We start from the raw sequence: 23,553 nt of genomic DNA on the forward strand, positions 1-23,553 counted from the left end.
TTTTTCACATAACCTTTAGGTTTCTATTTTAAAAGGAGAGAGCCCTTATTTGCAAGATTAACACTGATCATCTATACAGGATGAAACATGCTCTGTCAGCTTACCGACAATTTGTTTTAACCGTTCCGTTTCCTCTTCAGTTAACACACCATAAAAGTTGTTAAAGATATCGGTGAAGCACTTATTAATGGAATGATACGATTCTTTGCCGCTGTCGGTCGCTCGGATGTATACGACTCGTCGATCATCTTCACTGTGACACCTTTCAATCAAACTCTTTCGTTCAAGCCTGTCGATTAACGCCGTTCCGGCTGCTGGTTTGATCCTCAAATGATTCGATACATCTTTTACAGCCAACGATTCATTCAAAACTATCAGCTGCAATGCGCGATACTGGACGGATGTTAAATCGTATTTAACCATTAACGGTTCGACCAATTCCTGAGAGAGGCTGCTTAACTCCTTGATTTCTATATGCAAATCATATAATTGGCTTGGATTCATGTTTGACAATCCTTTCTTATTGACAACTATCTATCTTAAACTATAACATAATTAGCGTATCGAAAAATTAACCATGCGAAGTAAAATGGTTATGGATTTTAAAGAGAGAGAGAGAGGCTGTCCATGTCAGCAGAACAAAGAAAAAAGATCATAATCCTTATGATCAATATGTTTATCGCAATAGGAAGTTTCGGCATCATTATTCCTATTTTACCAGCTTACCTTGCTTCCATTAATCAAGGGGGAACCGCCGCCGGCCTTATGATTGCCATTTTCGCAGGGGCACAGCTTATCTTTTCGCCAATTGCCGGAAAATGGACCGACCTATACGGCCGCAGAAAAATGATCATATACGGACTCGTTGGATTGACACTCTCGATGTTCGTTTTTTACGCCGTCAATTCGATTTGGTTATTATATTTTTCCCGTGTCATCGGCGGGATCGGGGCTGCCTTGCTTATCCCTGCAATTTTCGCTTATGTGGCGGATATCACCACCTTCGATCAACGGGCAAAGGGCAATAGCTTAGTTTCGGCAGCCATGTCCCTAGGCATTGTCATCGGTCCGGGAATCGGAGGGTTTCTAGCGGACTTTGGCTTGAAGTTCCCCTTTTTAATATCTGCCCTTGTGTCACTTTCAGCGGTGGTATTTTCAATTTTCGTTTTAAAAGAAAGCAAATCGGCACAAGCTGCCCCTGCGCCGGAGAGCAATGACTCAATGGTCCGCAAAATTGCCTTATCTGTAAAAATGCCCTTTTTCATTCCTCTTATCATTACCCTTGTAATGAGTTTTGGTTTAATGGCATACGAATCGGTGATCGGTCTTTATCTTGACAACCAATTCGATTCAAGTCCTAAGGATATCGCCGGCATGGTTACAGCGACCGGTATCGTCAGTGTAATCGTCCAGCTATTTGTCGTCGACCGGCTTGTTCGCCGATTCGGTGAAGTCAATGTGCTGAACATTTTTATCAGTGTAGCGGCCATCGGTTTCCTTCTATCCCTTTTCGCTTCAAGTTATCTGACTTTCTTTTTAATCTCACTTATCATTTTTCTTTCCACTTCCATCTTGCGTCCTGTACTCAATACATTGATCTCCAAAATGGCTGGAAATGAGCAGGGCTTTGCAATGGGGATGAATAATGCGTATATGAGCATAGGAAATGTCCTTGGACCAACACTTGCTGGATTAATGTATGATATCCATATTACCTACCCGTTCATGTTGGGGCTTTTCCTTTTGATCATTACTTTATTGATCACGATGGCTTGGAACAAACGCTCTCATCATGCGAAAGCATTATCCTGATCTCCAGGAAAATATTCATGCCAAATACCCCGAATTTTTGCATTCGGGGTATTTTTGCATATGAAGCCGCAAAAAAGTGAGCGCAAACGCATGTCCTGATGGAAAAGGGTTAGGTTATGTACACGGCTCTCTTCCCTTGACTGCTTTCAAAAGCGGCGTCAATTATTCGAATCACCGCTAAGCCCTCTTGAGCCGTGACAGGAGCTTTCCTTCCAATCAAGATACTGTCGGCAATTTCCTTGTAATAGGTTAAATAAGAGCCGTGTAAGGTTTGGATCGTTTCATGTTTCTCGTTATCGCCTTCAACCGTAACCAATCGGCCATAGTTTTCAGGAATATCGGCACCCCATGAGCCGTCCACCGGTTTTTTCCCTTCACTAAGTGCCTGCTCCTGGCCATCGAGTCCATACTTAATGAATGTACCTTTATTGCCATGTACCTGGAACCGCGGTCCATTAGCCGGGACGATCGAGCCGGAATGCAGGATGACCCTTAGCTTCTCATACCCTAATATGACATGGAAATAATCATCCGTTTCAGCATTCTCCTTTTGCGTAAATACGTCTGCCCAAACGAATTGTGGCATCCCGAACAAATGCAGGGCTTGATCTATGAGATGTGAGCCTAAGTCATAAAGCGTTCCCGAGCCCGGACCTGGTTTCTCCCTCCATCTATCCCTGACAACCGGCCTGAATCGATCATAGTGAACCTGGTAGGTATTAATATCACCAAGCACGCCATCATCCAGCAGTTTTTTTACCGTCAAAAAATCATTATCCCATCTGCGGTTATGGTAGACACTCAAAAGCAAATTCTTTTCCTCGGCCATTTTTATGAGATCCGCTGCCTCCCAGGTTTTCACCACCATCGGTTTTTCCAGGACAACATGTTTACCGGCTAATAAGCTTTGTTTAGCCATTTCATAATGCAATCCGCTTGGTGTCGTGATAACAACCAAATCAATTGATTCATCTTCGAGGATATCCTCCAAGCTGCCTACCACTTCCGTGTCCTTCAAGTCTTTCCTTACCTTTTCCTTCTGGGAGCTGACCACTTTCGCAATGTGAAATTGCTCTAAAACAGTAAGTAAAGGCGCGTGAAATGTTGCACCTGACAAGCCGTACCCGACGATTCCCACTTTAATTTTTCCCATTTCCTACCCACTCACTTTCTTTGTCCATAAAGAGATCATAACGGAACCGAATTAATCACTCCCCGTTCGGATATGTTTCTCTCAAAAATTTCACGGACTGAATTATGAATTGTTTCAATACATCAAGCTCGATATCTGCTACTTTATTGATGTACACACAGCCTTTTCCTGAAGTATGCTTTCCAAATGAACGCAACAGTTCCTCCCTTTGGTTCTCTTCCAGTGAAAAGTATAGACTGATCTTTGCTTTTCGGGGTGAAAAGCCGACAAGGGGGGCATCCCCTTCGTGACCGGATTCATATTTATAATGATAGCTACCGAATCCTATGATGCTCGGTCCCCACATCTTCGCTTCAAATCCTGTCGTTTCAGAGAAAACATCCAATAACTTGTATGCGTCTTCACGCTTTTTCGGATTATCGACATTCTCAATGAACTCCATGACACTGGAATCCGTTTCTTTTGTTTTTGGTTGATACATGATCGGTACCTCCCTACTCCTAAAAATCGTAAAATCCAAAACTATGACAAACCGTTTTTTAAATTTATGTATGCTGCCAGAGCTAAAAAAGGATGCCATATAAGGAAACGGGTTTTTTCCATCTGGTTATCATAATGACGGAATTCCTTCCTTAATTAATTCTCTTCCCTTATATAAAATTCCTTTTTTCAGGGCCTCGCTATATTATAGAACATTAATTCGTTTTATACTATTTTCAAAAAAGGCTGTCCTTACGATTGTAAATTCTCAATCGGTGGGATGATCCTCACAATCTACGATCAGAAAGCTGCGTAAACATTTCTGATCGTAGAACATCCAACACTTCACCATTCGAGAACCATCAGCATCATGAATGCGGCTCATCACCATCCCATTGATTAGCGCCTTCGGATTTTTTCAATCTCTTCAGCTATGAATTGCACCTGAGGCCCGACAATGACTTGTATGCTTTTGGGACCGACTACATTGATGCCTGCAATTCCTGCCGATTTAATTTTGCTTTGATTTACCGCTTCCATATCCTCCACTTCGACGCGTAAACGGGTAACGCAGTTATCGACAGATACTACATTGGTGTCCCCGCCGAGCCCCTCATAAATAGTGGCGGCGATCCTGAAGAATTTACTTTGATTCCCGTTAAGCTCGATTCGGCTGCTCCCTGCCTGCATTTTTTCTCCTCCGTCAAGTTTTACTGGGTCATCCTCTCTGCCAGGCGTCACCAAATTGAACTTGGCAATTAAGAAGCGAAATAGGAAATAGTAGATGACAGCAAAAGCAAGACCTTGAAGAAGCAGCATATAAGGTTCATTTGCCAGTGGCAACCTTGAACTTAGCACGAAATCAATAAATCCAGCGCTAAATCCAAATCCTGCTGTCCAGTGGAAAGTAGCGGCAATCGCCAATGAAATACCGGTCAATAAGGCGTGAACCACGAAAAGCGCAGGGGCAACAAACATGAAGGCAAATTCCAAGGGCTCTGTGACTCCTGTAAAGAATGATGCAAATCCTGCGGCAAGCATCAAGGAAGCCACTTGTTTCTTTTTCTTGGATTTAGCCGAATGGTACATTGCAAGCGCCGCTGCGGGCAAGCCGAACATCATGACGGGAAAGAAGCCGGCTTGGTACATGCCTGTCGTCCCTTTTATTCCCGTCCCCGCCCAGAAATTGCCGATATCATTAAGCCCGATGACATCAAACCAGAATACGGAATTTAAGGCATGATGCAGTCCTGTCGGAATCAACAGCCGGTTGAAGAAGCCGTATAGACCTGCACCAGCGGCGCCTAATCCACTTATGCCTTCCCCGAATGCAACCAACCAGGAATAAATAAGCGGCCATATGAAAAATAAGATAAGTGAAACAAACAGCATCACAACTGCCGTGATGATGGGCACCAGCCTTTTGCCACTGAAGAAGGCGAAAGCATCCGGCAGCTCGACCTTACTAAACCGATTGAACATGGAAGCAGCCACAAGCCCAGAGAGAATGCCGATGAATTGATTATCGATATGCGCAAAAGCTGCGTTCACTTCTTTTACATCGATTCCCTGAAGCATCGCAACCGACTCCGGCGAAAGCAATGTCTTTACGACCAGAAAGGCTACAAGCCCACTCAAAGCGGCTGAACCATCTTTCCCTCTTGACATCCCTATGGCGATACCGACAGCAAACAAGATGGACATATTGGATATGACCGAAGAACCAGCTTTGATCAGAAAAGCCGCTAACGGACTTCCTGTCCCCCATCCAGCCGGGTCTATCCAATAGCCTATCCCCATCAATATCGCTGCTGCCGGCAGGACGGCTACCGGAAGCATCAGGGATCTGCCAATTTTCTGAAGGTATTTTTTCATCCACTCTCCTCCTGACATCAATGATTTAGGGGTAAACCCCATACTCTATTAGACAACCGTTTCTTCCATTTTAGAACTGGATTTCATTTATTGATCCAGCCATTCAGTCAAATGCCCCCCTAGGGAGACTGCATAACGATAGTTTGCTGAATCGAAAAAGCACTGGCCCCGAAAGCTTAAAAAAAGCAGGTAAACTCCTTAAACCCGAGTTTGCCTGCCGCCAGAGATAATTCTATATTGTATTTATTTATCTATAAAGCAAGTAATTTTTACGGACCTTTTTAAATGCATCGAGGTCTCCCTGGTATTTTTTCATGATTTCCGTTACAGATGAACCAGCCTCAATTTCCCGTTTTACCCACCCATTGCCGATCAATAGATTGAAATTATTAGCTTGCAGGAACTCAAATTCATCCGGGTATAGATCATGGATGGTCTTGATGAGATGGAGACCGGTTGGCACTGCCTTGAATTTCTTTCGATCCATTACATACATTTCGACCCCGTGACTAAGCTCGCCTGCATACTTGGAAAACAGCGGTGTAAAGGAAGCTGCCCTGAATTGAACGCCCGGTAAGCGCAATGCATTCAGCCTCGTGGCAAGTACATCTCCGTTCATATAGGGTGCACCAATCAATTCGAATGGCTTGGTCGTTCCCCTGCCTTCGGACACATTCGTTCCCTCGATCAATCCTGTTGCAGGATAAACGAATGCAGTTGAAACCGTTGGCATGTTGGGTGATGGCAGGACAAATGGAAGCCCTGTTGCTTCATAATCCATTTCGCGCTTCCAGCCTTTCATCTTGATGACCTTGAGGTTTGCTCCAATTTTGAATTCCTTGTTGAATAATGTCGCAAGTTCACCGACTGTCATGCCATGTTTGAGCGGAATGGGGTACATTCCGACGAACGATGAAAATTCCTGTTCAAGCACGGGTCCATCTATAGCTTCACCGCCTTGTGGATTCGGCCGGTCCAGTACGATAAATGGGATATCGTTTTCTTTCGCCGCTTCCATCGCATATGCCATCGTATAGATATAGGTGTAATAGCGGGTGCCGACATCCTGGATGTCGAAAACCAGGACCTCAACATCTTTTAACATCTCAGGGGTCGGTTTTTTCGTTTTTCCATATAAGCTATATACGGGCAATCCTGTTTTCTCATCTTTATAAAAATCCACACTTGCACCTGCTTGCGCATCTCCGCGCACCCCATGCTCGGGACCGAATAAGGCAGTCAATTGTATATCCGGTTCATCATGAAGCAAATCGACGACACTGGTCAAATGGGAATCAATGCCGGTTGGATTCGTTATCAAGCCCACTTTCTTTCCTTTTAAAAGCTTCTTCTCTTCTTTTAAAAGAACCTCGATCCCCGTACTGACCCTTGTTTTTTTCTTTTCCTTTATCGCCGTAACACTTTTAGAGGAGGAGAGGCAAAATGCCAACAAGAAAACGGCCAATACAATCATCATTTTTTTCAATTTGCTTCCCCCTTCATTTTTATTGGTTTGCCGCTTTTCATATCTAATCCATATCCAAATTTATAAAGTTTTTCAGCAGGTTTGATTACTGAAGGAATATCGACCGGCAAGATGCCTCGGGGCTTTGATGCTCCGAAAATTGCCGATATGCCAGCCGGTATATTGGGCTGCCTATATCGTCCGTTCGAATACCCTTTATACCCGTATACGGCAAGCACAGCTTTTGCTTCATCGAAGTTAGCGACATCATAAGGGTTTCTTAAACTCATCACAACCAATTTTTTCCCTTTTTTGTTTGCATGATTCATTGCCGCTCTTGGAAAGGACGTTGCCCACCTTTTTGCATCCTGGATACTGTCATCGATCGCCCCATCCTTGATAATAGGATCATTTTTTACAATATAGGAGCCAGTTATGACAAAATCGGCTTTATTGATCAGTCTGGCCACTTCATCTGTGAATGTCTTTTCCGAATAGCTCATGCTTGTTACCTGAATCTGCTTCAACTTCTTTTTATCGACCAATTCGCGGATGCTTTTAGACATGGATTCAACTTGATCATCGTAAGGAGCAAGAATTAAGATCCTGTCACTCTTCTTCGGTTCGAAAGGCAAGGTCCTTTTTTCATTTTTCAATATGGTAATGGCAGCTTCTGCGATTTTCCTTTCCTTTTTCAAATGGTCTTTACTCCCGACCACCTGAAGGGCCCTTTTAATTTTTTTATCGAGCGAAGGAGCGGCAGCTTTTTCATCCAAAATCCCCCGCTTCTCTTTTAGCTTTACTATTCGTGTAACGGAGTCATTGACTTGATCCAAGCCAATGTCCCCGCTTTCCACAGCTGATTTCACGGCATTGAAAACGGAGGACAAATTTTTCTCCATGTCGAGCGAATTGACCTGGGCCGGCATTAAGGCAATATCGACGCCAGCCTTGATGGCTAGCACCACGGCCTCCTCTTGGCCAAAATTATCTGCAATGGCCTTCATATTCAGGGCATCCGTCACCACTACGCCGTCATATCCCATCTCTTTCCGAAGAAGACCTGTAATGACCTTATCGGAAAGCGTTGCTGGTACCATGATTTGTTGACCATCTTTTTTACTGATATACATCGTATCATCGAACGCAGGAAACTGAACATGAGCTGTCATCATCATATCCACGCCAGCATCGATGGCTTTTTGAAAAGGAACCAACTCAATGGTGCGCAGCCGCTCTTTATCATGAGAAACAAGGGGCAGGCCATAATGGCTATCCACAGCCGTATCCCCATGACCGGGGAAGTGTTTGGCCGTTGCTATCATGTTCTGTTTTTGCAATCCCTTTACCGTTTGAATGCCAAGCTTCGATACGAGCGACGGGTCGGAACTGAAGGAACGGACACCGATCACCGGATTTGCTGGATTATTATTCACATCGATTGACGGGCCAAAATTCACATTTATGCCGAGTGACGTAAGCTCCGAACCAATGATTTCTCCACTCTGATAAGCATATTCCTCCTTTCTGGCTGCACCAAGTGCCATGTTCCCAGGCAGATTCGTTCCCGTCTGAAGTCTGGTTACGATTCCCCCCTCTTGATCGATCGTAATGAACAATGGAACATGCGGGCTTGCCTTTTGCAAGCCATCCGTGAGCCGGACTGTTTGTTCAGTGTCAACAACATTCTCGGCAAACAAGATTACACCGCCTAAATGATATTTTTCGATGATGCCTGCAACCTCGGAGTTCATTTCAATAAACCCTGTGGCATTCTCTTCACTTTGTTTCTGCCAATTGCGAAAGTCCGGCATGAGCATTTGACCGATTTTTTCATCAAGCGACATGCTTGCTATCATTTCATCTATATTCGTTACGTGCTTCCCTTTCACTGATTCCTTAGCAGCGACATGCCCTCCAAGAAGGGAAATAATCAAGAGAATTGCGAATCCAGCAGTGACCGATTTCCGAATGATCATCAAGGCTTCCCCCTTTATTTTTTCAGGTCTTACAAAGACCGTGAAAAGAAAGTAGGCGGCTTCCGGTATCCCTTCAGCCGCCTATCGTAATCATGCCCTCGAATCGTACTTTCCCAGGTCGTTCTCCGGAATTACTTTCGTCCTTCATTTACCAACACTAAGGAATGACCAGGTTTTAGACTGGCGAGCAAGGGGAGGTCCTCTTCCACGACTCGACCTATCACATTGACCCGGTGATCGGCCTCCAAGTTCCTTCTGCAAATTTGAATTTCTCCCCGATAGCGACCATATCCATCATTATCCATCGTAATGGCACCAAGGCTGCGTCCTACCGTTTGGTTTGGCTCAACGGCCCCAGTCACGCGGGTATTTTGCAGCCTGAATACATCCCGAGATATATCCGGCCTTAATTTGTATGAGCCACTAGGCAAAAGTTCAGATTTAATCCTTAAAGAAAGAATATTCAGATTTTCATAGTTGAGGAGATTTTGAAGCAAATCCCCTTTTGTCCCTTGATCGCCAATGTATACCGCATCTACTTGAGAAAGCAGATCAACGCCGGCCGCGTAAGGATTCATGAACCTATGTTTTTCAAGCGTCGGGAGACCGGCATGCAACGGACCGCGCTTATCCGCTACACCTGGGATGAAAGCAAAGATCGGTATTCCATAATGTTTGAACATTCGATTTTGCTCATGAAAGAATGCCTCCTCAAGGCCCGTTTCGGGCCTTGGATAAAAGTTATGCCAAGCAATCAGATTTTCCGGCTTTATCCCGCTTTCAAGTACCTCCAGCAGCTCGTTTTCATTCTGTGTGCTTGCATTTAATGATAGGGAAAACTCGTTGGATAAAGAGAGTATCGTTTGCACGTCAAAACCATCATCAAGGCGAATCCCTTTCACGCCCAATGGCACTAAATCCGTAAAATCAGCAATCCCCAAATGATCCAGCGTCTTTAAGGATACATCTGCATGTATTTCCACCCCGAAACTCTGAGCAAGCGTTAAAAGCTCATGCATCCTTCCGACAAGTTCACCTTTTTCTTCTGGAATATGAAGCGAGGTAAACGCTCGCCTCGCTCCTAGGTTCGCAGCTTGAATGATTTGATTTTCTGCACCCGGATCTTGCAGATAAAAGGAAAACCCGATCACTTGAACTCAACCGCCATTTCATCTTTGAAACCGAATAAATAGGTGAAAATGAATCCTGCTGCGTAAGAAAGGAACAATCCAGCCAAGAACAGCAGAATTTGGTTTGCGTGCACTAAAAACGTTAGCGGAAGTCCCGATACCCCGATTGCCAACGTCGCAATTCCGAAATGAGCTTGAAAGGCTCCGCCGACCCCTGCTCCTAAACAGGCGGTCAGGAATGGCCTGCCCAGTGGAAGGGTCACCCCGAATATGAGTGGTTCGCCGATACCGAGCAGCCCTGATGGTAGCCCCCCGCCGATAGCTCTTTTAAGGCTGGCTTTCTTCGTTTTCATGTAAATGGCAAAGGCCGCGCCGACTTGGCCTGCACCGCCCATGGCTAAAATTGGGAGGAGCGGATCATCTCCAATCGAATTGATCAATTCAAGGTGAACAGGTGTCAACCCTTGATGTAAACCGGTTATGACGAGCGGCAGGAAGGCAGCGCCAAGCACGAACCCAGCCACGACACCGCCAATATCCAAAAGATTCAATAATCCCGAGGTGATGGCATCCGATAAAAATCCTCCTACTGGCATAAAAACGACGTAGGTGACAATACCTGTGATTAACAAGGCAATGGTTGGCGTCAATATGATATCGAGTGATTGAGGAATGAATTTCCTGACTTGCTGTTCCACGAGCGCCATGAAAATGGCGGCAAAAAGCACGCCAATCAGACCGCCGCGGCCTGGGAGCAGATTTTCACCGAATAATGAAATGTCGCCGACGGCCGGATTAATGACCAGTATTCCTGCGACTGCGCCTAGAGCTGGTGATCCTCCGTATTCTTTTGCAGCATTCGTTCCGACCAAAATCCCCAAGTAAGCAAATAAACCTGATCCGATGACGGTCAATGTGATCGCTAGTTGGGATTCTGCCGCAAGCCAGCCCGCTTGAACGATTGCTTTCGTGATTCCAGTAATCAAACCTGATGCTACCAATGCAGGAATTAGCGGGATGAAAATGCTAGCAATCCTGCGGAGAAAAAGTTTGAACGGCTTTGCGTTTTTACTAGCAATCTCTGATTTGTTCTTTGAGGCCATTTCTTTTAAGTCCACATCCCCAGCAGGACCGAGAAGCCTTTCAAATTCCGCATGAACCTTGTTCACCACACCTGGCCCGAGCACAATTTGAATCGTCTCCTCTTCAATGACGCCAAGAACGCCTTCCGTTTCCTTTATTTCCACCATATTCACCTTTGAACGGTCGATTGGCATCACCCGCAATCTGGTCATGCAATGTACAGCGGTGGCAACATTCGCCCGTCCGCCCAATTTCTCCAATAAATTTTCCGCTAAACTGGCGTATTTATCTTTTTTAGCCATATCAAAGCTCCCCCTTTGTATAAACTATGGAATTTTCATTTATAACCATCTGTCATCGATTTGATGGCTGCTCTAGTATTATCGATATATCGGACGGTCGCTTCATATTGCTCAGAAGCCATTCCTAAAAACAAAATGTCAATCAAGTATAGTTGTGCCAATCGTGAGGATGTCGCTGCGCTTCTGAAGGGCGCCTCATTCGAAAACGATGTGTAGAGCGAGGCATCGCATAACGAAGAAACTGTCGTTTGACCAAAATGAGTCAGCCCGATCGTCTTCACTCCCCGTTCTTTTGCAAGCTTCAATATGTTGACAACTTCAGGCGTCTCTCCCGAGAATGAGATGGCAAAAACGACATCACTTTCCTCCGCATTGGCAATCAACGTTGCAATCAGATGCATATCCGTAAAAGCGGTTGCTCCTTTATTGATGCGGAGCAATTTTTGCTGAGCGTCGGCAGCAACGATATTGGAGGCACCGACTCCGCAAAAGTGGATGTTTTTTGCCTCCAGCATTAGTGCAATGGCTTGTTTGAGGTTGTCGTGATCGAGGATGTCAGCTGTATCCCGGATCGTCTGTATCGAATTGCTCGTCGTTTTCTCGACAATTCGATACAGCGATTCAGAGGGCTCGATATCCCGGTATCCTTGCTCGACATTCTTCATCAAATCACCGGCAATCCGTATTTTCAAATCTTGAAATCCCTTTATTCCAAGTGATTTACACAACCTGATCACGGCAGCACCACTTGAATTGGCGGATGTACTCAATTCTTGTACTGTGCTGTTCACCACCTCATGAGGATTTTGAAGAATATATTCTGCTAGTTTTTGTTCTGATTGCGGAAGCTTGTTCAGCATTGTCTGTATGATTGATAGTCCTCCAGTAGCCATCGTTTGCTTCTCTCCTTAATCTTCGCCGATCGAGATTGCCATTCTGACATCTCCATCCGCTTTTTCCAGTAACTCCATTGCCTGATTATAATCTCTGGATGTTTTTATCATGACAATCGCTGGCTTTACCTGATTATTTGCCTTTTCGAGCATCTTCATCGCGTGGTCATGATCTGCATCCGTCACCGTTTCAATGATGCGTATGGCACGCTCCCTCAGTTTTTGATTGCTTACATGTACATCAACCATCAGATTTTCATATACTTTCCCCAGCCTGATCATGGTTGCCGTTGAAATCATATTAAGCACCATTTTATGGGCCGTTGCCGCTTTCATTCTGGTGGACCCTGTTAAAACCTCTGGACCTACCACGACTTCAATTCCAATATCCGCAGCTTCTGTAATGCTCGAGTTTTTATTGCTTGATAATGCAACTGCTTTAGCGCCAATTTTTTTGGCATAATGTAAAGCCCCTCTCACATAAGGGGTTCGCCCGCTTGCTGCTATGCCGATTACCGTATCGTCTGCTGTGAGGCCAGCCTCGATTAAATCACGTTCCCCGGACTGTTCTTTATCCTCTGCCCCTTCAATGGCATGAACGAATGCCTTTTCTCCCCCAGCGATTATTCCGAGGACCATTTCAGGAGGGCTGCTGAAGGTCGGCGGACATTCAACCGCATCGAGAACACCGAGCCTTCCGCTCGTTCCGGCTCCAATGTATATGAGCCTTCCCCCTTTCCTTAACGATTCACAAGCCCAGTCGACCGCTGTTTCAATCACCGGTAAAGCCTCCTGCACGGCTAACGCCACTTTTAAATCTTCCTTATTGATTGCTGAAATGATTTCCATCGTATCCATGCGATCGATGTTCATCGTCCCTTCATTTCGCATTTCAGTCGTTAATGAATGCAAATGCTCTTCCATAGACAAATAAATCCTCCCATTAATCGTTTATTAAATATAATTTCATTTTTTTTGTGGTAATAATGAAATTATATTTTATATTATATTCAATGATAACGTTTTCATTACCGGGTGACAAGTTTTTTTGAATATTCTTAAATTTTTTATCCATCATCCCTAATAATCACCACACTTTCAAAGACCTTACATGATACCAGAGCTCCTAATCCACAGAAATGGACAACAAAAAACGTGTGCCGGCCGAGGCCAGGCACACGTTAATGGAAATGGTAACAAGCTAACGGGATGTCCTCATCGAATGGGGACGACTTTTCCGCCTTCCACGGCACCGACGACAATGGTTGATGCAAATCCGCCATGTTCATCAATGGAAGGTATGTCGTATATTTTTTGTTCGGGAGCTAAATTTGCAAGACCATCTTGCATATGCTCCCTGATGGCCTGAGCATCATCCACGCTGCCTGCAGCTTTCATTGCTTCGACAAACGCATGCATGGCGATATAATTCAAGCCTACCTCCGAGCTTGGATCTTCCTTGTATTGCTTTTGGTAATTCTTGACGAAGGCAGGCACCGCCTCTTCATCAGAATCTATCAGCGGCAGCACCCCGATGGATCCTTCCAATGTTTCGTATGAACCGGAAATCGGTTTCATTTGGTCAAGTTTTGCTTGGTCCATGATGATGAATCCGCCTTTGAATCCTAGCTCCCTTGCTTGCTTCGCCACTTTTGCCGTAGGTTCTGAGGCACCGCCGATAAACAGGACATCAGGATCTTTCTTAAGGGCATTCGTAACGATCGTAAAGAAATCGGTTTCTTTGGCAAAATCAATCGACGATTTATAAACGACCTTGCCCCCTTGCTTTTCCCAATATGGAAGTATCGCTTCGGTCCAATCTTTTCCATATTGCGAAGATGTCGGCAGTGCGGCCATTTTCTTGCCGGAGTGTTCCATTGCATAAGATGTAAAAGGTTCAATATAGCCTTCGTAATTCGGTGGAATCCGTACGGTCAATGAATTTCCGCTTTCCGTTACCGCCGGTTCACTCGTATATGCACCAATGATGAATTTTTCCTGTTCATTAAAGACCTGAAGTGCCAGCACCCCTCCGCTATGCGGCGTGAAGATGATCGGCGTATCATACTCCTGGACCAATCGTTTCGCATTCGCCCCTGTTTCATTCGGCAAGTATTTGTCATCGAGCGATACTAGGTTCAGTGTATATTTTTTTCCTTTCACTTCAAACCCACCTGCATCGTTAATTTCCTTTACGGCCATTTCAACACCATTCAACGTCCGCTTCCCGTATAGCGCAGCAGCCCCGCTCAATGGACCGCTGAAGCCAATGTTGACGACGTTTTCACCTTTCCCATTGCCATTGCTCGATGCGGGGCTGTCGCCTTTATTGCATCCGGCCAACACTGTCATTATTAGCAGCAGTAGAACGAATGATGCTGTTAGCTTTTTCATATAAACCCTCCATTCCATTTTCATGCCCCAATATAGGCTTTTTTCACTTCATCATTAGCCAATAACTCAGTTGCTGTGCCTTGAACGACAATTTCCCCATTTTCAAAAACATATCCTTTTTTGGCAATGCCGAGGGCGGCATTCGCATTTTGTTCTGCAAGCAGGATTGTGATCCCTTCTCGGTTTATTTCTTCTATGACTTGAAACATCTGCTCCACGATAAGGGGGGCAAGCCCAATTGACGGCTCATCAAGCATCAATAATTTCGGCTTCGACATCAGTGCCCTTCCGATTGCCAGCATTTGCTGCTGGCCGCCGCTAAGACTTCCCGCTTCATCATGATGCTTTTCCCGTAAAACCGGGAATAAATGATAGACGTATTCCAAGGAGCGCTTGATATCATCCTTTTTCTTCCGATGTACATAAGCTCCCATTTTCAGATTTTCCTGGACAGTCATCCGGGGAAATAGTTTACGCCCCTCGGCACACTGGACAATTCCCTCCCGAACATTTTTATCCGGCGCCCTTCCCCCTATGGGACTGCCTTGAAAATGGATTTCTCCTCGTGCTAGCTTACTGATGCCGCTTATGGAACGAAAGGTCGTACTTTTCCCCGCACCGTTAGCTCCAAGCAGAACCACAATTTCCCCCTTCTCGACTTCAATATTCACACGCTTGATTGCAGTGAAGCTCCCATAAGCTACGGCTACATCGATTAACTTAAGCACTAGCGCTACCTCCCAAATAGGCTTTGATCACTGCATCATTCCCACGTATTTCCTTTGGCGAGCCCTCGGCAATTTTTTCCCCGTAATTGAGGACCATGATGTGATCTGCCAAATTCATGATCATATGCATTTTGTGCTCGATTAAACATACGGTAAGTCCCGTTGTATTCAATTTTTTTATCAGCTCTGTCAATCCTTCCGTTTCATCAGGGTTGATGCCCGCAGCAGGTTCATCAAGAAAGAGGATCTCCGGTTCGGTTGCAAGGGCCAAAGCAATCGCTGTACGCTTCTTCTCTTCTTGTGAAATGCCGGCTACGATTTTGTCAGCTGCTTTCGTCAGCCCGACAACACCGAGTGCCTCCATCGCCTTTTCCCTGCATGCCATTTCCTCCCGCTTTAAACGCTTTGTCCGAAAGATGGCGTCCGCCAAATTGGATTTAGTTCTCAGTCTATGCCCGATGATGACATTATCCAATACGGTCGATTGATCAAAAAGACTGGTCGATTGAAAGGTTCTTGAAATGCCCAAGGCCGCTATTTCGTTTGCAGGAAGCTTGGTGATATCCATGCCGTTAAAAAATACCGAGCCTGAACTTGGCCGGTGAAAGCCACTGATCAAGTTAAAAAAAGTGGATTTCCCCGCACCATTAGGACCGATTATGGCATTAATCCTTCCTTTTTCAATGATGAAATCCACTGAATTGACCGCCGCCAAGCCGCCGAAGCGCTTCGTTAAATTCTTAGTCTCGATCAGCAAAATTCATCCCTCCTCCGCTTTCATATGCATATCGGCTCTGACCATGGATAGCTTCTTATCCCTTCGTTTCCTTTGCCATTCAAAGGCGGCACCGGCGAGCCCCCTTGGATAAAAGATAATGATTAATGTAAGCAATGGACCGAATATCAACATTCGGTATTTTTGCAGGAACTGCAGATTCTGAGAAAGAATCACGAGCAGCAACGTCCCTACCAATGGACCCGAAAGCGTTCCGATACCACCAACAAGCAAGTACATCAACAAATCGAACATGATGGCTGTTGATCCGATATCAGGTCCAATGAAACGAATGAAAGATGCATACAAGGCTCCTGCAAGCCCGGCAAAGAATGTGGATAAGACAAAAGCGGTTAGCTTATTCTTCATTGTCGAGATACCAATCGTCCGGGCAAGGTCCTCGCTGTTCCTGATGGCGATATAGGTCCTCCCGGTCAACGAATGTATGATTCGATACATGATGACGATTACGGCTAACAGGAATAGGAGAACGAGGTAATATTGTGAAGCTGCCGTATCAAAGGTGATTGGACCGATGCTCCCTGGGGCGGGGATGCCGATCAGGCCCCTGACCCCCTCCGTGAGCCCCTCCCATTTATCGATGACAAGGTAAATGATATAACCTACGCATAGCGTATAAATCGCAAAGAAGTGCTCCTTTGTCCTTAGTGCGATCAATCCGATCAAGAGACCGATCACACATGTTATAACACAGGCTCCTGCAAGCGCCAGCCAGAAGTTCATTTCGGCCTTCACCGTCAGGAGTCCAAGCGAGTAGGCACCAATCGCAAAAAATCCAGCATGCGCCAGCGACAAGTATCCGGTATAACCGGACAATAAATTGATTCCATACACGGCTATCGCCCAAATGAATGAAAGAGTCAGCATATGGAGGTAATAGTCGTTTTGGGCGATATACGGAAATGAAAAAGCAAGGATGAGCAAGGCAATCAATCCATTTCGTTTCGTCACGATCCTCATGCTACCTCTCCCCCTTGGCAAAAAGACCTGTTGGCTTTACTGTCAATATCACGACTAATAAAATGAATGCGATGATGTCTTTGTAGTCATTTGAAACGTAGGTTGCGCCAAGACTTTCACTGAATCCGAGGATATACCCGCCGACAATTGCGCCCGGAATACTTCCCATCCCGCCCAGGATGATGATGACGAATGCTTTCAGGATCACCAGATGCCCCATCCCGGGAAACACTAAATTTATCGGTGAGGCCAGAGACGAAGCGATGGCAGCCAATCCCCCCGAGATCATGAAGGTCAGCATCGCGACTTTGTTGATATTGATGCCGACCAAAGATGCACCTTCGCGATTTTGGGACATCGCTATGATCGTTGATCCCGTATACGTTTTTTTCAGGAAAAGGTAAAGTAAAACCATCACCACGATGGCAGCGACGATAATCAATAATCGCTGAAGCGTAAAGGTCAAGCCCATGACCTGGACAACCTGGCCATAAGGCGAATTCATGGTATGGAAGTCTGCACCCCAGACAAATTGGGCAAACGCTTCAAGAAAAAGAAGAATGCCGATTGCCGCTATTTTATCGTGCAAGGGAGGCGCATCCCTTAACAGACGGAACACGAAGCGTTCCAAAAGCACCCCCAGCAAGCCAACAGCGATAATGGATACAAACATCGCCAGCCAGTAATTGACCCCATATAATGTCATCATCGACAATGTAATATATCCACCAAGCATATAGAGGGCACCGTGGGCGAAGTTCGGGATATGCAATATCCCGTAAACGAGCGTCAATCCCAAGGCAACTAAACTATAAACGCTGCCGATCGTCAAGCCATTAAAAAGCTGCTGGATTAATATATCCATCTACTTCCTCCCTGACTAATTATTGAATTTCATCTTGCTTATCATGCTTCCGCTGCCTGCAGTGCGTATGATTTATACGCTTCGTGGGGGGCATGGCATTTGGAATGAACTGCATTACACGGCTGAATCTTGCTTTTAACGGTCTTGTGTTAAAAATCTTTATGTCAGAAGGAATTGTGAGTAACATTATGATGTGGAGTGCCAGTAAATGTTTCATCATTTTTTTACTTGAATATCCATTTAGGCAAAGATAGGAATCGTTAAGTGAAGGAATTAAAAGGGATACGCCAATCACCCTTGCTTTTGGGTATATGTGTCAAAAGTAAATTGTTAACGCTTTCATTAATTTGATCTTTCATTGACTCCTGCTTCGTGACCCCAGATTTCCTTTTGGAGGAAAACGTTCATGGTGCCTCTTACCAAGTTGGAGGAATGCTGACTGGTACATTAAAAGAAAAGTGTGTTCCCGACTCCTCAGGTCTCACCTGGATGTCATCCTGTCTGTTCTTCACAAACAATCGCCAAGTTCCTTCCCTCCTTTCCCTGCAAACGTTCTCCAGAAACGGTCCGCAGATATATTTTCTTTTAAGAGTGCAAGTTCCGTGCCAGCAGTAAAAACACGATCAACTGGCTCCAACCCAGCAGGAAGAATTCATTATTGAATCGTAAAAATGAGAAGATTGGGGTTGAAAGGGGATGTCTATCATTCAGTTTTGACTGAATATATCATTATTGAATTAAAAAAATGATATATTGTCATTAAATTATGGAGGAAAGAGAAAGGAGATGGACACACGCCAAAAAGATGTTGAAATCGTCTCCCGTGCAAAACCTTTTGCCGTTTGACTGGATGACAAACCTTCACTACACCCCCTACACAGTGGAGTGTAAAGGAACCGTGATTCGACTGCAGTCAGTTTGAAGGGGATACCAATTAATGGCATCCCCTTTGTCTTACTTATTTTTTTCACTGACCTTCAGTCGATATTTTTTAAGCTTCCGGACGATTGTTGCCTGACTTGAATCGAGCGCTGCTGCAATTTCATATGTCGTTTGATATGTTTGGGCCGCTTTTGTCAACACTTCCTTTTCAGCTCTTTCCACTGCCGCTTTTAACGTTATCGAAGAGTTATAACTTGATAGGCCTCGGTTTTCCGGCTTATATTCTTCCGGTAGGTCGTCCATCGATAACAATGAATGATCTGTCAGTACGACGAGCCTTTCTACAATATTTATCAATTCGCGGACATTTCCCGGCCAATCATGTTGAAAAAAATATTCTTTCAGCCGTGAATCTATTTCTTTCGAAAACTTATATTGTTCGTTCGCTTTTTTTAAAAACAGGTCAATCAATGCCAGAATATCTTCTCTTCTTTCCCTTAATGGGGGAATCGTGATCGGAATGACATTCAGCCTGTAAAAAAGATCTTCACGAAAATCACCCGCTTTGACCATTTCCGATAAATTGCGGTTCGTGGCTGCTATAATGCGGACATCGATTTTCTTCGGCTTCGTACCGCCGATTCTTTGAATCTCCCTTTCCTGAATGGCCCGCAACAGCTTGACCTGCAATTGTAAGGGAAGCTCACCGACTTCATCCAAAAACAAAATCCCGCTCTCTGCTAGCTCAAACATCCCTGGTTTCCCCTTTTGATTCGCTCCTGTAAAGGCACCGCCTTCATATCCAAAAAGCTCGGATTCCAATAAATCGGCTGGTATGGCCCCGCAATTTATTTTGATGAAGTCTCCTTTTTTGGATCGGATGCTCCGATTATAAATATTGCGGGCCAGGACATCTTTGCCTACACCCGTTTCTCCAAGGATAAGGACGGTCGCATCGATATCCGAAATTCTTTCGGCGATTTCATAAATCGTTTTCATCTTATCACTGACAAAGACGACTCCATCCTTACTTGTTATTTTTCGCAGTTTTTCGATTTCCTGCTTATATTGATGATTCAATTCATTCGCCTTCGTCAATTCGTGCATCAGTTCATTAAGATCTGATAAGTCCCTAATATTCGTTACAACCTGCTCGATCTCCCCAGCTTCATTAAAAACCGGGCTTCCGGTAATCAAGGTTTCTTTACCGGCAAAATTCTCCTGGACGACCGATACCGTCCGTCTCAGCTTGACAACCTTGTGCGTGACAGATGCATTCAGGATGCCGCGCTTAATCAGCTGGTCCACCGACTTGCCTATATAATACTCTTTAGGGATGCCGGTGATCCGTTCTATCGCTGAATTGGTATAAAGCGTCGTCCCATGTTGGTCGGTGATATAGATCCCATCATAGGAGCTTTCGATGATGGCATCCAGGGCACGGTTGAGTTTGTCCGATTCATGGGCTTCTATCAGTAAATCATCCAAAAATTGTGTTTCACTTCCAATATAAAGACGATTGTCATCCTCCGTTCGTTTCATGAGCAAAAATAGATATCTTTTATCATGCAGCTTTGCTGCCGCAAGTCTATTATTATCGAGAAATTTCCACTCATCGAATTGTCCGGCCAATGTCGTGTCCCCATCTTGGTCCATCAATTGATTGAAGTACAAGCCCCATCCCTTTATCCGGTCTTCAGCGTCCAGAACAAGTGCAGGAAAGGAGTATTCTTTGAACAATTTGATTGGAGAATCCTGTTCCACCTGATTCATAACTATTCACCGCCGCAAAAAGAATTCTTTGTTAGTACAATTCTGGATAAATCTCGATTCTCCTTTAAAATTGCAGAACTTCACGCCTAAAAAAAGTAGTGATGAAATGAATTTCATCACTACTTTCGTTCAGTAGACCTTAAAAATGACCTCTCCGCTGATCGCTTCCCTGCCTGACTGGTCAGTTGCTGCGACTCTGAAATAATATCTATCTTCACTTTTTTCTTTTAAATCGGCAGAGAGGGTGATGACATCATTCAAGAAAACCATCCCTTTGAAACGAATCTTGTATTCTTCGATAAAGCCAATTTCATACAGATTGCTGAAAAGCTTTGCCAAATTGCCCATCGTCCACATCCCATGGGCGATGATTCCGGGAAGACCTGCATTTCTCGCTTCATCGTCAATGGTATGAATGGGATTGAAGTCGCCTGATGCACCAGCGTACTTAATCAGGTCCAGACGCGATACAGGGTTCAGCTCGATTGGATGCAACGAATCACCAATATGGAGTTCGGTCAATGTGGTCACTTGCTCATCACCTTCTTTCTGATCGTTTCATTGATGATGACAAGCTGCTCAGCAATAAACACCACTTCACCGTCGGCAGCCGACCCGTAATTTTCCAATGCCAGAAATCCCATTTCGCCATGTTTTCCTTTTTTTTCATAGTAATCTTTCACTTCCGAATAACAGGTGATTTCCTCACCAATCAAAAGCGGCCGTTTGTACCGATAAACCTGTTCGCCATGAATCAGGCCTTTACCCGGTAGATTCAGCGATTCTATCGTGCCATAATCAAAAACCCGCGGGAAGGTTGGCGGTGCAATATTCGTTCCATATCTGGATTGCCGACCTGCTTCTTCATCAATGAAAATCGGGTGCGGATCACCGATCGAGATTGCGAATTTTTTTACGGCTCCCCGTTCCACAATGTTCTTAACGGGGGTAGATCGCTTTCCAATGCTATCGTTAAACATATCATCCCGCCTTTATTCTTAATTTTTTGGACCGCCCGCAACATATAAAACCTGCCCGCTGATGAATGAAGATGCTTCATCGGCAAAGAATGCCACAGCATGCGCAATATCATGGGGCTGGCCGCTCCTCGCAACAGGAATGCTGTTTGCACGATCCTGAATGAATTGTTCAAAGCTTATGCCCACCCGCTTCGCTGTTTCCTTCGTCATTTCGGTTTCGATAAAACCGGGGGCAACGGAATTGGCCGTAATTCCATATTTGCCAAGCTCGATCGCAAGTGTTTTCGTTAATCCCTGCAGCCCGGCTTTAGCAGCTGAATAATTGGCTTGGCCGCGGTTTCCAAGCGCGGAAGTCGAGGATATGTTGATGATCCTTCCAAACTTGTTGGCAACCATATGCTTCTGAGCAGCACGAACTGCATTAAAGGTTCCTTTTAAATGCACATCCATCACGGTCTGCCAATCTGAATCGGTCATTTTGAAGAGGAGATTATCCCGAATGACCCCAGCATTATTCACCAGAATATCAAGCGAGCCGAATGTGCGGGCTATTTCGGTGACCGAAGCTTCGACTTCTTCGGGATCGACCACATTTGCCACCTTCGTAAAAATGGTGTATCCCTTGTCTCTTAATTCATTTCCCGTTGACATCAATACCTCTTCGTTGATATCGATGATGGCTACCTTTGCGCCTTCACTGGCAAACAGCTCGACGATCGCCCGGCCGATTCCCCTGCTTCCACCCGTTACCAGTGCGGTTTTCCCTGCAAATCTCCCTGTCATCCTCGTTTCCTCCTCATTCATTATAAGAATTGTCCTAATTTCACATGCCCCTTGATCAAATTACGGGAAATGATCATCCGCTGAATTTCATCCGTTCCATCATAAATCCGCCACAGCCTTGCCTCCCGATACCACCGTTCGATGGGAAGCTCTTTCGTATACCCCATGCCGCCATGTATCTGCAATACGCGGTCAACGACCCGATTCCCCATATTCGCCCCATAGAGCTTTGCCATTGAAGCCAAATGACGGTTGTCTTCTCCATTATCAAGTGTAAAAGCGGCGTTCAATACAAGCCACCGAGCCGCTTCGATTTCCACTGCCGAATCGGCAATCTGCCATTGGATGGCCTGACGTTCGGCGATCGGCTTGCCGAAGGTGACTCGTTCTTTCGCATACTCGATCGCCATTTGAAGCAACCTTTCCGCAGATCCGACAGCACGCGCCCCGACAATCCACCTGGCAAACCCAATCCATTCCAAGCCCAGTTGATAACCGCCATGTATTTCCCCTAAGATGTTTTCCTCTGGTACCCTGACATGATCGAAAACTAACGCAGCCGGCCCCCATTCTCCCATCGTATGAATATATTCAGACCTCCAGCCCATATCACGGTCGACGATGAAACAGGTTACACCCTCAGTACCTGTCGCCTGATGACGAGCTTTGTCCGTAACAGCGATGACCATGACGAAATCGGCATCATTCCCGCCAGTAATGAACGTTTTTTCCCCGTTAAGCACCCAGTCGCTCCCATCTTTTACAGCCGTCATTTTTATATTCCTCGTATCTGAACCAGCACCTGGTTCCGTCATCGCAAAACAGGATTTCTTCTCCCCGTTGATCGTTGGAATCAAGTATTTCTTTTTCTGTTCTTCATTTCCATAATAGAGGATATTATCAGCTGATCCGCCAAAGCTAAAAGGCACGAACGTCTTTGACACTTCCATCAAGACGATGGCCATCATAAGCTGTCCTAATTCCGCCCCGCCATACTCTTCAGGCGTATTGATGCCCCAAAAACCTGCTTTTTTTGCTTTTTCCTGTAATTCTTTCAATGTCCCCTCTGGCAAACTGGGTTTTCCTGCCATTTCATTACGAAGCACTTCATTTTCCAAAGGAATCAATTCATTCTCCACGAACTTGCGGATTGTTTTTTGGACCATTTTTTGTTCTTCCGATAAGCGTAAATCCATGCGAATCCCTCCACTTTCCCTTTA

Annotated in this window: 21 protein-coding genes; 1 reads left to right on the top strand and 20 read right to left on the bottom strand. The window is 45.1% G+C overall.

The features are described from left to right. Positions 1-57: 57 nt before the first annotated feature. Positions 58-504, bottom strand: coding sequence for a MarR family winged helix-turn-helix transcriptional regulator (locus QNI08_RS07690; RefSeq protein WP_285766841.1), 447 nt, complete (start codon positions 502-504; stop codon positions 58-60). A gap of 123 nt (positions 505-627) precedes the next feature. On the opposite strand from QNI08_RS07690, the gene QNI08_RS07695 reads away from it, so the two are divergent. Next, positions 628-1,812, top strand: coding sequence for an MFS transporter (locus tag QNI08_RS07695; RefSeq protein WP_285766842.1), 1,185 nt, complete (start codon positions 628-630; stop codon positions 1,810-1,812). A gap of 109 nt (positions 1,813-1,921) precedes the next feature. Here QNI08_RS07695 and QNI08_RS07700 read toward each other — a convergent pair whose 3' ends face one another. The 19 genes from QNI08_RS07700 to QNI08_RS07790 form a co-directional block, all read right to left on the bottom strand. Next, a complete protein-coding gene (locus QNI08_RS07700) occupies positions 1,922-2,965 on the bottom strand; it encodes an oxidoreductase (RefSeq protein ID WP_285766843.1) in 1,044 nt (347 codons plus the stop codon). A 55-nt stretch (positions 2,966-3,020) separates the two neighbouring features. Further along, positions 3,021-3,446, bottom strand: a complete 426-nt coding sequence (locus QNI08_RS07705) for a DUF1801 domain-containing protein (protein ID WP_285766844.1) — start codon at positions 3,444-3,446, stop codon at positions 3,021-3,023. Between the two features lie 398 nt (positions 3,447-3,844). Then, the gene (nagE, locus tag QNI08_RS07710) at positions 3,845-5,320 is read right to left on the bottom strand and encodes an N-acetylglucosamine-specific PTS transporter subunit IIBC (RefSeq protein ID WP_285766845.1); all 1,476 of its coding nucleotides are present in this window, start codon (positions 5,318-5,320) and stop codon (positions 3,845-3,847) included. Positions 5,321-5,567: 247 nt separating this feature from the next. Then, complete coding sequence (locus QNI08_RS07715) at positions 5,568-6,797, bottom strand: exo-beta-N-acetylmuramidase NamZ family protein (RefSeq protein WP_483313759.1); 1,230 nt, start codon at positions 6,795-6,797, stop codon at positions 5,568-5,570. Between the two features lie 5 nt (positions 6,798-6,802). Continuing rightward, positions 6,803-8,764: a glycoside hydrolase family 3 protein gene (locus QNI08_RS07720; protein ID WP_285766846.1), complete on the bottom strand. Its 1,962-nt coding sequence runs from the start codon at positions 8,762-8,764 to the stop codon at positions 6,803-6,805. 131 nt (positions 8,765-8,895) lie between these two features. After that, positions 8,896-9,915, bottom strand: a complete 1,020-nt coding sequence (locus QNI08_RS07725) for a MupG family TIM beta-alpha barrel fold protein (protein ID WP_285766847.1) — start codon at positions 9,913-9,915, stop codon at positions 8,896-8,898. Next, entirely contained in the window at positions 9,912-11,279 is a 1,368-nt protein-coding gene (locus QNI08_RS07730) for a PTS transporter subunit EIIC (RefSeq protein WP_285766848.1), read from the bottom strand. The genes QNI08_RS07725 and QNI08_RS07730 overlap by 4 nt, the downstream gene beginning before the upstream one ends. 35 nt (positions 11,280-11,314) lie before the next feature. After that, complete coding sequence (locus tag QNI08_RS07735; protein ID WP_285766849.1) at positions 11,315-12,172, bottom strand: MurR/RpiR family transcriptional regulator; 858 nt, start codon at positions 12,170-12,172, stop codon at positions 11,315-11,317. A gap of 15 nt (positions 12,173-12,187) precedes the next feature. Then, complete coding sequence (gene murQ / locus QNI08_RS07740) at positions 12,188-13,096, bottom strand: N-acetylmuramic acid 6-phosphate etherase (protein WP_285767126.1); 909 nt, start codon at positions 13,094-13,096, stop codon at positions 12,188-12,190. Positions 13,097-13,387: 291 nt separating this feature from the next. Further along, positions 13,388-14,566, bottom strand: coding sequence for an ABC transporter substrate-binding protein (locus tag QNI08_RS07745; RefSeq protein ID WP_285766850.1), 1,179 nt, complete (start codon positions 14,564-14,566; stop codon positions 13,388-13,390). 20 nt (positions 14,567-14,586) lie between these two features. Next, on the bottom strand, positions 14,587-15,294 hold the full coding sequence (locus QNI08_RS07750; RefSeq protein ID WP_285766851.1) for an ABC transporter ATP-binding protein: 708 nt from the start codon (positions 15,292-15,294) through the stop codon (positions 14,587-14,589). Further along, the gene (locus tag QNI08_RS07755) at positions 15,287-16,051 is read right to left on the bottom strand and encodes an ABC transporter ATP-binding protein (RefSeq protein WP_285766852.1); all 765 of its coding nucleotides are present in this window, start codon (positions 16,049-16,051) and stop codon (positions 15,287-15,289) included. Before QNI08_RS07755 ends, QNI08_RS07750 begins: the two co-directional genes overlap by 8 nt. 3 nt (positions 16,052-16,054) lie before the next feature. Continuing rightward, the gene (locus QNI08_RS07760) at positions 16,055-17,050 is read right to left on the bottom strand and encodes a branched-chain amino acid ABC transporter permease (RefSeq protein WP_285766853.1); all 996 of its coding nucleotides are present in this window, start codon (positions 17,048-17,050) and stop codon (positions 16,055-16,057) included. Between the two features lies 1 nt (position 17,051). Further along, on the bottom strand, positions 17,052-17,915 hold the full coding sequence (locus QNI08_RS07765; protein WP_285766854.1) for a branched-chain amino acid ABC transporter permease: 864 nt from the start codon (positions 17,913-17,915) through the stop codon (positions 17,052-17,054). A 954-nt stretch (positions 17,916-18,869) separates the two neighbouring features. After that, complete coding sequence (locus QNI08_RS07770; RefSeq protein ID WP_285766855.1) at positions 18,870-20,570, bottom strand: sigma-54 interaction domain-containing protein; 1,701 nt, start codon at positions 20,568-20,570, stop codon at positions 18,870-18,872. Between the two features lie 129 nt (positions 20,571-20,699). Next, entirely contained in the window at positions 20,700-21,101 is a 402-nt protein-coding gene (locus QNI08_RS07775; RefSeq protein ID WP_285766856.1) for a MaoC/PaaZ C-terminal domain-containing protein, read from the bottom strand. Next, the gene (locus QNI08_RS07780) at positions 21,098-21,550 is read right to left on the bottom strand and encodes a MaoC family dehydratase N-terminal domain-containing protein (protein WP_285766857.1); all 453 of its coding nucleotides are present in this window, start codon (positions 21,548-21,550) and stop codon (positions 21,098-21,100) included. The genes QNI08_RS07775 and QNI08_RS07780 overlap by 4 nt, the downstream gene beginning before the upstream one ends. 18 nt (positions 21,551-21,568) lie before the next feature. Then, positions 21,569-22,333 (bottom strand): SDR family oxidoreductase, encoded by a 765-nt coding sequence (locus QNI08_RS07785; protein WP_285766858.1) that lies wholly within the window; start codon positions 22,331-22,333, stop codon positions 21,569-21,571. Positions 22,334-22,353: 20 nt separating this feature from the next. Beyond that, positions 22,354-23,529, bottom strand: a complete 1,176-nt coding sequence (locus QNI08_RS07790) for an acyl-CoA dehydrogenase family protein (protein WP_285766859.1) — start codon at positions 23,527-23,529, stop codon at positions 22,354-22,356. Between the last annotated feature and the right edge of the window lie 24 nt (positions 23,530-23,553).

Source organism: Peribacillus folii (assembly GCF_030271255.1).
Taxonomy (GTDB): Bacteria; Bacillota; Bacilli; order Bacillales; family DSM-1321; genus Peribacillus.

Excerpts from the sequence above, each read along its gene's own strand:
- QNI08_RS07715 (WP_483313759.1), bottom strand. The coding sequence starts at position 6,797 with ATGATGATTGTATTGGCCGTTTTCTTGTTGGCATTTTGCCTCTCCTCC.
- QNI08_RS07705 (WP_285766844.1), bottom strand. The coding sequence starts at position 3,446 with ATGTATCAACCAAAAACAAAAGAAACGGATTCCAGTGTCATGGAGTTC.
- nagE (WP_285766845.1), bottom strand. The coding sequence starts at position 5,320 with ATGAAAAAATACCTTCAGAAAATTGGCAGATCCCTGATGCTTCCGGTA.
- QNI08_RS07770 (WP_285766855.1), bottom strand. The coding sequence starts at position 20,570 with ATGAATCAGGTGGAACAGGATTCTCCAATCAAATTGTTCAAAGAATAC.
- QNI08_RS07700 (WP_285766843.1), bottom strand. The coding sequence starts at position 2,965 with ATGGGAAAAATTAAAGTGGGAATCGTCGGGTACGGCTTGTCAGGTGCA.
- QNI08_RS07765 (WP_285766854.1), bottom strand. The coding sequence starts at position 17,915 with ATGGATATATTAATCCAGCAGCTTTTTAATGGCTTGACGATCGGCAGC.
- QNI08_RS07695 (WP_285766842.1), top strand. The coding sequence starts at position 628 with ATGTCAGCAGAACAAAGAAAAAAGATCATAATCCTTATGATCAATATG.
- QNI08_RS07720 (WP_285766846.1), bottom strand. The coding sequence starts at position 8,764 with ATGATCATTCGGAAATCGGTCACTGCTGGATTCGCAATTCTCTTGATT.
- murQ (WP_285767126.1), bottom strand. The coding sequence starts at position 13,096 with ATGGAAGAGCATTTGCATTCATTAACGACTGAAATGCGAAATGAAGGG.
- QNI08_RS07785 (WP_285766858.1), bottom strand. The coding sequence starts at position 22,333 with ATGACAGGGAGATTTGCAGGGAAAACCGCACTGGTAACGGGTGGAAGC.
- QNI08_RS07735 (WP_285766849.1), bottom strand. The coding sequence starts at position 12,172 with ATGGCTACTGGAGGACTATCAATCATACAGACAATGCTGAACAAGCTT.
- QNI08_RS07790 (WP_285766859.1), bottom strand. The coding sequence starts at position 23,529 with ATGGATTTACGCTTATCGGAAGAACAAAAAATGGTCCAAAAAACAATC.
- QNI08_RS07780 (WP_285766857.1), bottom strand. The coding sequence starts at position 21,550 with ATGTTTAACGATAGCATTGGAAAGCGATCTACCCCCGTTAAGAACATT.
- QNI08_RS07730 (WP_285766848.1), bottom strand. The coding sequence starts at position 11,279 with ATGGCTAAAAAAGATAAATACGCCAGTTTAGCGGAAAATTTATTGGAG.
- QNI08_RS07745 (WP_285766850.1), bottom strand. The coding sequence starts at position 14,566 with ATGAAAAAGCTAACAGCATCATTCGTTCTACTGCTGCTAATAATGACA.
- QNI08_RS07760 (WP_285766853.1), bottom strand. The coding sequence starts at position 17,050 with ATGAGGATCGTGACGAAACGAAATGGATTGATTGCCTTGCTCATCCTT.
- QNI08_RS07690 (WP_285766841.1), bottom strand. The coding sequence starts at position 504 with ATGAATCCAAGCCAATTATATGATTTGCATATAGAAATCAAGGAGTTA.